Source organism: Fluviicola sp. (genome assembly GCF_030151805.1).
Lineage (GTDB): Bacteria > Bacteroidota > Bacteroidia > Flavobacteriales_D > Crocinitomicaceae > Fluviicola.
In genome coordinates this window covers 1-5,428 of sequence record NZ_JASLCN010000127.1, presented here as the reverse complement: position 1 = coordinate 5,428, position 5,428 = coordinate 1, and the positions used below count along the sequence as shown (strand labels likewise).

The following is a 5,428-nucleotide window of genomic DNA, read 5'->3' as shown; positions in this document are numbered from 1 at the left end:
TATAACATTTTAATACTGTATCCATACTTAACCCATACTCTACCTATGCTCTATCCGTACTTGACCCATAGCTGAGTGTGCCAGATAAGATTTTTTGTGATTTTGGAATCCTTTTTTGGATGGTGTTTTTGTACAATTGTGTGCATGTCGTTCTCGATACTTCCGACTGAAAAAGCCGGAAACTCTAACTGACATAGCCGATTGAAGTATGTACTTTGACTCCGCTCAGTACCCTCTTCGACTTGATTCGACAGGCTCATCACAAGTAGCTCAGTACGCTTACACCTAAGCTTGTGCCATCGCTAAAGCTATTGGCGACATGCGATCGGCGAAGGCACAGAGGCGCGCAAAAAACGAAAAATAGTATCCACTTAATTTTGTGTGAGCTACGGGAAATTTAAAAAATCACCTAAATTCTTGTACAAGACATTTATATCATGTTGAAAATTAGTATTTGCTGATTCTTTTGATCACTCTGGAAGCTCCTGAACTGATTTCTACTAAATAGATACCTGATTGAATATCATAGAGTTGTATTTCCGTCTTCGCTTTGCTGCTGTTTATGATTCTTACTACTTGTCCGGAAAGAGAAGTGATCCGATAGGTAAGTGATTCGTTACCGCTTTGTTCGAAAATCACAACTCCTTGTGTTGGATTCGGATACATGCTGATTTCGTTCAGGTAGTTTTCGGAAATGCTGTTGGAAGAAGTTCCGTCAACGCCATCTCCTGCGGAGAACTGGCCTCTTTCACGATTGGATCTGGTAGTATTGAAATCCTGTGCTTTTTCAGCAGTACATGGTGCATTCAAAAGCATTTCAACATAATAGTCAATTCCGGTTGAACCGGCAGGCGGAACATCGTTGTAAGCAGAAGTTCCCAAAGCAATTGTCGGGCTCACGGCAGTCCAGTCCAGCTGATCTGTTTTTCTCCAGACAACATAACCGCTTACGTTCCCGGAACCTTCGTAATCGTCCCAAAGAACGTCGATAGATCCGTTTCCTGTAACCAGAATGGTATTTAAATGAAGCGTTTTATGTTCGGAAGAAACGGGACTTTCTGCTCCGCATTCGTTTACGGCAGACAGCTTGTATCTCCATGAACGATTCATCGGGGAGGCCACCACGTCATTGAACGCAGAAAGATTGTCTGCCATTACGGTGTCGATTAACTGGTAGTTTCCTGCCAGATCCGATTCCCGGTAAATGTTGTAGTGATGAATTCCGGATAATTCGGTTCGTTCCCAAACGACCAGGTTGGTTGTTGTGAGCGTATCTACCGTCACCAGGCAAATGGGTTGGGTGAGTGGTGCTTTTGTGCCTACAACAAATGTTTTGGCAGAATAACACGGCTGACTGATCGACCCGCTTAATGCCGTAATGGTATAGGAACCGGAGTTCAGGTTAAAATTGCTTTGTGTAGTGGCTCCGTTTGACCAGGACCAGGAGTTTGCCAGGGTTCCTCCATTCGGATCCTGAACGAAATCAATCGCAATCATTCCGTTGTTTTGATTACAGGCTGTTTTTGTGACTGTTCCGTTAATATTCACCGCAAATTTGTCATCCAGCTGATAAGTAAATTCTTTGACACACGTATTTCCATCCGTTACCTGGAGCGTGTACAAACCGTGTCCGACTCCTGTTAGATTCGAGGAAGTTTGCCCGGTTCCAATCCAGTTGTAAGTGGGAGTTCCGGATGCATTGACACTTGCAGAAATACTTCCATTGGTTGCTCCGCAAGTGGGTTCTGTTCCGGATAAACTTGCCGTTATTGCTGCGGGTTCGGTAATGATGTATGAACCTGAAACCTGGCAGCCGTTATCGTCCCAAACATTGATCGAGTAACTTCCCGGAGCAAGATTGGAAATCGTTGAAGTTCCATAACCGTTAGACCAAAGGAATTGATACGCATTTGGATTCACAATGCTGATGCTGATAGAACCGTCATTCAATCCGTGGCAGGAAACGTTGGTAAGGGTCGGGGTAAGCGTTATACCCGCAGCATCAACCGAAGTTGTTCCGGTAATGTGGCAATTGTATTGATCGGTAGCGTTGTAATAGTAGGGTCCGGGAGCCAGGTTTGAAATGGTATTGGTTGTTTCTCCGGTAGACCATTCCAGGGTGTACGTGGAAGAGGCGCCCGGAGTAAAAGTGACTGTTGTTGTCCCGTTTGTACTTCCGCAGGCACTTGGTGTTGAAACAACAGAAGCACTCCCCAAAAAAGGAAATATCAATGAGGCAGTAGCATTCACAATACATCCGTCGATTTCATCCTGCATCGTGATGGTTCCCCCGGTAAAGCCCTGGGAAACAACCGTGCCGTCGATCGTTGCTCCGGAAACCACGTTGTTATTGATTTTAAAAACCCCGTTATCGTAATAATTCACATAATTTATCAGGTTGATGAGGTTGTCATTTGCACATAAATTCAGCGGATTACTGGTGAAATTGACTACCGGAGCTGTGATATTACCTACAGAAACTGCCGGAAGATTCATCGTGCTGATACTGTAACCGTCTGAAATGTCGATCGAAATAGCAGCATTTCCGCCTGTTGCTCCGATGGAACCGTAAATGGCATATTTGGTAATGGCAGGTGAGGAGCTGTTGTCGAAAGAGATAATTTCTGCTGAAAGACCGCTTACAATTCCGTTGAGATCCGTAATGCTGTGAATTTTTAGCGGACCGTCGCGGTTATCGTCGTAAAATTCCAATGCATGAAACAGTTGATTGTTGCTGTTCTTGCAAGTTCCTGTGTTTGCAACAATGGAAGCCGGGTTTATTTCAGATTTCGTATTGAAAACGTCGGAATAATAATAGTATCCGTCGTTTTGGTAATTGATAGCGAGATGTTCTCCGGAAGCATCTAATGATAACATCATCAGGTTATTTACCCCGGCAGTTGGCGGAACCTGGACTCCCAAGGTATCCCAATCTCCGGTGTTCCAGTCTTTGCGGAAAACAAACAAATTTGCGAAGGTTGCACTTCCTGCGGGGGCAAAGTGAGAGAGCAAAAAGGTATATGCAGCATTTTGAGTGACTTCAAAAAAGTTTGTGTCAATATTGAAGAGTAAAGGAGCATCTGTTGTTGTGTTCAGTGCAATGTTTGCGGTTCCGGCAAAGTCTTTCTCATAAGTTGTCTGGTTTGCGTAATTGCGCATATATACTTTGGGTGCGTTTTGCCCGTTTCCTGCCAAAAAGAAATTCCCGGAAATGAAATTGGTTCCGGAATTGTTTTTTAAACGTCCGTCATTGGCTCCGGTGCTGTTGTAGTAAGATAATGCATACGGGTTACTCAATGGGGCGACTGCCAGCCGGTTGTTACCGGCTCCTGAAATACCGTAGTAAACCGAATTGGTCGAAAAGTAAATGATGAAATTTCCCGAACCGCTGAAACCCGGATCGAGCAAGGTATTTACTCCAAAGTCACTGTCCCATGTGTTACTCGTCGTATTGAAGTAGCAGATGCTGGTATTGGTATTGTCTACGTACATCACAGCCAGTTTACCTGAAACCGGATCTGCCTTGAAAACCCATCCGCCGAGTGCACTGCTCGCGGTGAATGAATTGTAGGCAATAATCGCATTGGTGGTGAAGTCAAATTTGTGGACGAAGAGTCCGGAGAAACCACTTGTTACAAGATAAGCCTTATCGTTGATTACCTCGCCTTCAATCCTGCTGATAGAACCGATATTTGTATTCTCAACATTCAGCCATTTCCAGGTACCAACTCTCGGATCGTACATTGTTACGCGGAGATAGGTTCCTACAGAGTCACTGAAATGATACAGTTTTTCCTGGTACATGAGCGATTTTACCTGCCCGCTACCCAAGTAAGGATCGGCTGGCATATCCGGCGACCAATCGTAGGTCTGTGCTTTTGCACCGAATGTAGCTGCAAGAACTACGAGGATGAGAATGAGCTTTTTCATAAGTACTGAATTAACTAGTGATAGAAAGATCATTGTGCCTTGAAGAACAATGATCTTTGATGTCTGTTTTGCAGGAAGTTTAAAGTTTAACCACCCGCTTTGTAATTTTTGTGTCGTTTATTTTTAACTCAATGAGGTAAATCCCTGCTGTGAGATTGCTTAAGTCTAATGTTGCTGTGCTTTGATTGCTTTCCGTTGTTTGCATCAGTTGACCGGAAAGCGATACGATCTTGTAGCTGATGTGTTCGCTTCCTTCCTGTATGAAAATCAATTTACCGGAAGTTGGATTCGGATAGAACTGAATCGTATTCAGGTAGTTTTCAGAAATGCTGTTTGAAGAGTTTCCGGTTCCTTCACCGGTAGAGAACTGACCTCTTTCACGATTGGACCGCACGGTGTTGAAATCCTGTGCTTTCTCAGCAGAACATGGTGTGCTTAAAGCGAATTCTACCATGTAATCCAATCCGGGAGTAGCATAATCTACCGGGTCTGTAAAAGTCAGGATGTTGTTCGGAACAGTTCCAGCCTGTTCCCATCCGTTTGCGGTGGTATATCTCCAGATAATGTATTCCGTGAAAGCTGTTCCCTGGTAAGCGTTCCAGTTTACCTGAACAGAATTGTTGCCCAAATCCAATAAATCGAGGTGAATCGTAAGATGAGCGGTACTTAAGGGACTTTCTGCGCCACAATTATTTACAGCGCTGATTTTATAACTCCAGGAGCGTTCCAGGGGAGAAGCGATTACATCATTGAAAATCGAGATGTTGGAAGCTCTTACGGTATCAATCAGTATATATTCTCCTTGCGTGGAAGTTTCGCGGTAGATGTTGTAGTAGTCAATTCCTGCCGGTTGTATTTTTTCCCAAACGACCAGGTTTGTTGTAGTGGTTTCGTCAACGGTAATCACGCAGATGTCTTGTCTGAGTGGGTTTGCTACCGGAAGATTCCATCCTTTCAGGGCTTTGCAGTTTGTATTTGCCACCACAACCGTACAAACATAATTGTCTGCAGGAACATTCAGAAGGTCTTGTGTCGTTGCGCCGTTTGACCAGAGGATTGATTGAATCGGATCCCCGGTCCAGGATGAAACATTCACTAAAATTTTTCCGTCATTTCCTCCGCAGCTCGTTGGTACAACTGTTCCGGAAATATCTGCCGAGTTGTTTTCGCTCATGTAAACCGGTTTTACAGCCATACAATTGTTGGCGTCTTTTACGGTTGCCGAGTAAATTCCGAATGCTAAATTCGATGCGATATCTCCAGTTGCGCCGTTTGACCAGGTTGTTGTGTAAGGAGGAATTCCTCCGGAAATTCCCCAGACCTCTGCTTCTCCGTCTGATCCTCCGCAGGTCGGACCAACATTTGATCCTGCCGAGAAGGTTAATTTTGCCGGCTGCGAAACAGTAATTGCTTTGGTGATCAGGCAGTTGTTGGCATCTGTTGCATAAACGGTATATGTTCCAGCTGATAAACCTGTTACAGCAGTTCCCGTGTGGCC

The 5,428-nt window shown here is 44.5% G+C and carries 2 protein-coding genes; both read right to left on the bottom strand.

Annotation, left to right across the window (positions count from 1 at the left end; all coding sequences use genetic code 11):
* Positions 1 to 447: 447 nt before the first annotated feature.
* Positions 448 to 3,930 carry a T9SS type A sorting domain-containing protein gene (locus Q1V93_RS04945; RefSeq protein WP_300662302.1) on the bottom strand — a complete coding sequence of 1,161 codons (3,483 nt, stop codon included), beginning with the start codon at positions 3,928 to 3,930 and terminating at the stop codon, positions 448 to 450.
* Between the two features lie 79 nt (positions 3,931 to 4,009).
* The coding region (locus Q1V93_RS04940; protein ID WP_300662299.1) for a T9SS type A sorting domain-containing protein at positions 4,010 to 5,428 on the bottom strand (1,419 nt) is incomplete at its 5' end.

Bases quoted from the DNA above. Each gene is read 5' to 3' on its own strand.
- Q1V93_RS04945 (WP_300662302.1), bottom strand. From the start codon at position 3,930: ATGAAAAAGCTCATTCTCATCCTCGTAGTTCTTGCAGCTACATTCGGT.